Source organism: Microbacterium sp. MRS-1, assembly GCF_000585455.1.
GTDB lineage: Bacteria > Actinomycetota > Actinomycetes > Actinomycetales > Microbacteriaceae > Microbacterium > Microbacterium laevaniformans.
In genome coordinates this window covers 1-5,455 of sequence record NZ_JAUF01000076.1, presented here as the reverse complement: position 1 = coordinate 5,455, position 5,455 = coordinate 1, and the positions used below count along the sequence as shown (strand labels likewise).

General features: G+C 68.1%; 6 protein-coding genes and 1 pseudogene. All 7 read left to right on the top strand.

The window, feature by feature from the left end; genetic code table 11:
- Window positions 1–191 precede the first annotated feature (191 nt).
- The 7 genes and pseudogenes from AS96_RS12085 to AS96_RS12055 all read left to right on the top strand — a co-directional run bounded on the left by AS96_RS12085 (window position 192) and on the right by AS96_RS12055 (window position 5,380).
- A complete protein-coding gene (locus tag AS96_RS12085) occupies window positions 192–695 on the top strand; it encodes a hypothetical protein (protein WP_231477257.1) in 504 nt (167 codons plus the stop codon).
- 95 nt (window positions 696–790) lie between these two features.
- Window positions 791–1,675, top strand: a complete 885-nt coding sequence (locus AS96_RS12080) for a hypothetical protein (RefSeq protein WP_036290122.1) — start codon at window positions 791–793, stop codon at window positions 1,673–1,675.
- Window positions 1,676–1,677: 2 nt separating this feature from the next.
- The gene (locus tag AS96_RS12075) at window positions 1,678–2,673 is read left to right on the top strand and encodes a ParB N-terminal domain-containing protein (RefSeq protein ID WP_036290129.1); all 996 of its coding nucleotides are present in this window, start codon (window positions 1,678–1,680) and stop codon (window positions 2,671–2,673) included.
- 60 nt (window positions 2,674–2,733) lie between these two features.
- Entirely contained in the window at window positions 2,734–3,420 is a 687-nt protein-coding gene (locus tag AS96_RS12070) for a hypothetical protein (protein ID WP_036290119.1), read from the top strand.
- Between the two features lie 6 nt (window positions 3,421–3,426).
- Window positions 3,427–4,650 (top strand): annotated as a pseudogene (locus AS96_RS12065) (M23 family metallopeptidase); the annotation flags it as partial.
- 30 nt (window positions 4,651–4,680) lie between these two features.
- Complete coding sequence (locus tag AS96_RS12060; protein ID WP_036290117.1) at window positions 4,681–4,947, top strand: DUF6112 family protein; 267 nt, start codon at window positions 4,681–4,683, stop codon at window positions 4,945–4,947.
- A 160-nt stretch (window positions 4,948–5,107) separates the two neighbouring features.
- Window positions 5,108–5,380, top strand: coding sequence for a DUF6112 family protein (locus AS96_RS12055; RefSeq protein ID WP_051498868.1), 273 nt, complete (start codon window positions 5,108–5,110; stop codon window positions 5,378–5,380).
- Window positions 5,381–5,455: the final 75 nt, after the last annotated feature.

The following is a 5,455-nucleotide window of genomic DNA, read 5'->3' as shown; positions in this document are numbered from 1 at the left end:
CACATCCTGCCCGGAGGTCTTCGCCTACCTCACCCGTTCACAACCTCCCGGGGAAGTACATCTAACAAGCGGATCGCCCGTGAGCTCGGAGTGCATGCGTCGACGGTCGGCCGGTGGTTCGCCGCTGGGCACCTGGCCGATGGCCCCGACTCACCCACGAGCACGAACGACAACACGAAGGAGCAGTAGCGATGAACGACCACGATGTGCATGAGCCTGACGGGCCCGACCGTTTCCTGGAGGCGCACGAGCGACCGGGCCTATCCGGATCGGAAGCTCGGGAGTCCGATCCGACAGCTCCCACCCCCGAGGCGTACAAGCAGCCAGACGACGCCTTGGTGGCGACGCCAGACGAGATCGCGCAGGACGAGATCGTAGATCGGTCGCAGACGCCAGAAGCGATCGAGGCGGCGAAGGTCGCCGGGGGCTCTTCTCCGGAGCGAGCTCTCGACCCGCACGTGCGTGCTCGCGGGGTGGAGTGGGTGCGGCCGACCGATCTGATGGCCCGGCAGGGCGCGCAGATGGCCGGGCGCGGCATCGACTTCCAAGCCGCGATGGCGTTGCGTACACGGCAGAAGGCGCTCGACGGGGTGAGGTCGCTGGGTGAGCGGGCGAAGCGGCTGCCGCCGCTGTACGCATTCGGCCGCGGCACCGCGCGGTCGGGGCCGGCGCGCTCGGCGGTCGGGGCGAGCTGAGCGGGTGAGTGGTCATGAGCCCCTTCCGGAATGCAGCTGTGCGCACCTCATCTGGGGAGCGGATGCGCACCTGCCTGCCAGGAGGTGCCTAGACCATGACCACGACATCGCACGCGAACGCCCCACAGACCGGCGGCGAGGACTTCACGACCAGCGAAGGGCTGCGGGCGCTGCTGCAACGCCTGCATGAAGAAGGCCGAGGGGCATGGCAGCACGATCCGGTCGCCGCCGCGCTGATGGAACACACCGCCCGCAAGTACGTGCCCCTCGCGCGCCGTCACGGACTCGACCCGTGGGAGGCAGCGACGGCGGCGTTCGAAGAGATGCGCAGGAAGGGCGCCCGCGAGGCCGACGACCCGTGGGCATACGTCACCAAGGGCGTGCAGGTGACGTGCATCTTCGAGGAACGAGCGCAGGGGCTGATGTGCTCGGTGCATCAGGCGCGCCGCCCGCACATCTCGGTGTTCCACGACCCAGAGCGGTTCTCCGACCGGGAAACGCCCCTGTCGGACTATCACCCCGCGTTCCAGATTCCCGATCCTCAAGCCGCGGAGGAAGATGAGCCTGGCGAAGTAGCTGTGGAGAGGGCGGGGAAAGCAGGGAAAGCCGTTGAAGACGCGATCGACCTGGTCTCGTCTTTGGACTGGCCGGCCGATGTCGCACGGGCGGCCGTGGAGCATGTCTGTACAGCGCTGATGCGGGCGGGCACTCGGCAGGCCGCCTATGAGAACCTGCGTCGGGACAGGCATTCGCTCGCGCTGCTGGATCTGCCGCAGTCCTCTTGGACGGCGTTGCTTCGTGCCCTTCTGGGCAATCCAAATCCGGCATACGCGGCAACATCGGCAGGTAGAGGCGTGTTGCTGCGGCTGCTGCTCGAGGAGCCGCCGGAGATGCTTCTGCGCGATGATGACCTCGTTCTCACGATCTCTCTCGCCGCTCCGATCCACGGTCGACGCCGCACCAGGGGCGAAACATCGTGAAGATGCAGAAGGGGGGCGGGATCGAGCTGCGGCGTGCTGTCGACTCGATCCTTGTTGGGCACCGTCACCGCACCGACCTGGGCGACATCGATGAACTGGCCGGCTCCATCGACCGTGAGGGCCTGCTGCAGCCGATCACGATTACCCCGGACGGCGTGCTCGTGTGCGGCGCGCGCCGTCTCGCGGCGATCAAGAAGCTCGGTTGGACGACGGTGAACGTGTGGATTCGTTCCGGGATCTCCGACCAGCTAGGGCAGCTTCTCGCTGAGCAGGATGAGAACACGCTCCACAAGCCGCTGACCAAGCTCGAGGCCGCCGGCCTGTACCGGGAACTGAAGAGGCTGATGGCGGAAGACGCTGCCCGCCGCAAGGCATCGACCCAGTTCAGCAGCGAGCATCAACCGGGACATGACGGTGCCGGAAAATTTCCGGAACCGTCGACCGCGACCGGCGACGCTCGCGAGCAGGCCGCAGCGATGATCCCCGGCGGGGTTTCCTACAAGACGCACGAGAAGATCAACTACCTGCGGGACCTCGCTGCCGATCCGTCCCAGCCCGACCATGTGCGCGCCCAGGCCACGGCCGATGTGGAACAGCTCAAGCGGGGCGCTGCCGTGCATCCTCTCTACGCACGCACTCGCGCCGACGAGGAGGAAGCGCGCAGCGCCGAGATGCGACGGCTCGGAGTCGAGTCAGTTCAGCGAGCGGCCGCAGCAAAGAAGGGAGCCCAGCCGCCGCGTACGCCCGGTTCAGAGGAGGATGTGACCGTACGGTTCCCCACGCGCGCATTCGTGCAAACCTGGGGTGAGCTCGCCGACTGGTGGACGCACTACGACGCCGCCGAGCTCGCGGCAGTGCTCACCGATGAGCAGGTCGACTCCTTCCTCGCAGCCGCCGCCGGGACGGCACGGTTCGCCGATGACTTGCGCACCGCCAGAGCTGCTCTCGACTCCGAGGACACCGAGCTCGGGCAGCAACGGCACCTGCGCGTGCTCTGAGGCCGCGTCAAGTGGGCATCGTGAGACGTGTCTGCGGGAGCGCGGGCGCACCTCACGGGTATGAAGACCCGAGACTTCTCCACGCCCGGCGCCCGCCGCAAGATCGTCGTCATCGCAGTCGCTGCCGTGCTCGTGCTCGTGCTGGCCGGTGTCGGCGTCTACGGGCTGATTATCGGACCAAGAGAACCCGACGGGGCGTCGCCCGTGCAGCCACCGACCGGCGGCCCCACGGCCTCGACCGCCCCCGCGCCGAACCCGACTCCTTCCTTGTCATCGATCGCGGCCTCTCGAGACCCGGAGGCCTTCGCTCGAGCCGTGTCGCAGGCTCTGTTCACGTGGGACACCGCCGCGGGTCTGGTGCCGCTGGACTACACGAGCGTGATCCTCGAGGTCGGCGATCCGACCGGCGAGGAGCAGGCAGGCCTCGCCTCCGACGTCGCCGCGTATCTGCCGACACGAGAAGCATGGCTCCAGCTGCGCGAGTATGCGACTGCACAGTCCCTAACGATCGAGGACGCCTACGTCCCGGAAGCGTGGGCGGAGGCCCAAGCGCAGTCGTCGGGACAGCTGGCTGCGGGAACGACCGCGATCACGATCGAGGGCACCCGGCACCGCACCGGCATCTGGAACGGGACCCCGGTCGATTCCGAGCATGCGGTGTCGTTCACCGTGTTCCTCGTCTGCCCGCCGTCTTACGACACCTGTCATCTGCTCCGGCTGTCCGAACTCGACAACCCGCTGCGGTGATCCGGAATGTTGAAGAAGCTCGCCGCCGCGGGTCTCGCCGCCGTCCTTCTCGGCCCCTCGCTCGGGCTCATCGGCGTCGGCGTGCTGATGAACCCCGCGGTCTCCGCCGCCTGCACCGTCCCCGGAGCCGGGCTCATCGTCGGCGCGATCCCCGAGTCGCTGCGTGTGACGACCGCGAACGGGGAGACGTTCACGCTGAACCGCACCCAACTCACGCATGCGGCGACGATCATCGAGACCGGGTCGCAGATCGACGGCGTCACCCGCGACGGCATCCAGATCGCGCTCATGGCTGCGCTCACCGAGTCCACGCTGCGGATGCTCGCCAACACCGGCACCTATCCCGAGTCCGGCGACTACCCGAACGATGGGAACGGATCAGATCACGACTCGCTCGGCCTGTTCCAGATGCGCCCGCAGTCCGGATGGGGCACGGTCGCCGAGCTGATGGACTCGACGTATCAGGCTCGGGCGTTCTTCGGTGGGCCGAGCGGTCCGAACTATCCCTCGCCGCGCGGACTGCTGGACATCCCCGGGTGGGAGCAGATGGACAAGGGCGAAGCCGCCCAATCGGTCGAGGTGAGCGCCTTCCCGGATCGCTACCGCAACTACGAACCCGTCGCCGAGACCATCCTCACCGCCCTGACCACCGGCAGTGCCGCGGCAGGGGGTGCTGACGAGACAACCCCGGTCGGCTCCATGGCGGAGACATCGCGTGTCGTGTTTCCACTCCCGGAGGGCACCTGGGTGCTCACCAGCGGGTTCGGGCCACGCATCCACCCGATCACGGGCGAGCCCTCATTCCACACCGGCACCGACTTCGCCGCGCCTGATAGCACCCCGATCGTCGCCGCAGCGGAGGGGGTCGTCACGATCGCGGAGTTCTCCGGCGGGTATGGCGGACTGATCGTCATCGAGCATCAGATCGACGGGGCGACGGTGGCGACCGCGTACGCCCACATGTGGCAGTCCGGCATCCACGTCCAGCCCGGCGACCGGGTGACCGCCGGGCAGCACATCGGCGATGTCGGCAGCTCCGGGAACTCCACCGGCCCGCATCTGCACTTCGAAGTGCGCCCAGGCGGCACCCACGAAGACGCGGTGGACGCCGCCGCGTGGCTCAACGCCCACGACGCCGCCGACCTGCCCGAAGCCGAGATCGGCGCCCCGGTCGGCTCGTGCGCGCCCTCACCGGACACCGAGGACGAACCGGACCAGGCCGGCGACGACTCGATCCAGGCGATGCGGAGCTGATCGCGCATGGACGTGTTCCCCGACTTCGAGGGCCTGTCGGGCATCGGCGACCTGCGCGAGGTCGTCGGTGGCCTGCTGACCTTCGTCCTGGTGATCGCCGTGCTCATGCTCATCGTCTGCGCGATCATCTGGGCCGTGTCGTCCGCGAACGGCAACCATGCCGCAGCGACCAAAGCACGCACGGGCGTGCTCGTCGCCGTCGGCGCCGCGGCACTGGCCGGTGGCGGCGTCGCGTGGATGAACTGGCTGATCGGCATCGGCGAACAGCTCTGAACTTCGCCCCCGCTCGGCCGCCGAGGGCAGAGCGGTGCACCTGCTGGGCGATCCCATTCGTCTCCCGTGCCCGTGGGTGCGGGTTCGTCCCGTCAGGAGCCCCATCGTGTTCGACCTCGCCACCGATTTCCTCACCGCCGTCCCGGCGGCGCTCGCGCCGATGAACATCGACATCAACCCGAACGACAGCGGGCTTCCTGGGATCGCCCAGTTGCGCACGATTGTCGGCGCCGTGATGACGGTCGGTCTGATCCTCAGCGTCCTGGCCTTGATCGTCAGCGCGATCGTGTGGGGCTTCGGCGCGAACAGCTCGAACCCCCATCTCGCCTCACGCGGCAAGGTCGGCGTGCTCGTCTCCTGCGGCGCCGCGATCCTGTGCGGTGCGTCGGTCACCCTCATCAACTTCTTCTGGAACGTCGGCCAGCAGGTCTGACCGCGCCCATCCACTAGGGCGTGTTGATCAAGAAGGTGCGGGGTGGCCAGCCGCCGCGAGTTGCGCGGGAGAATG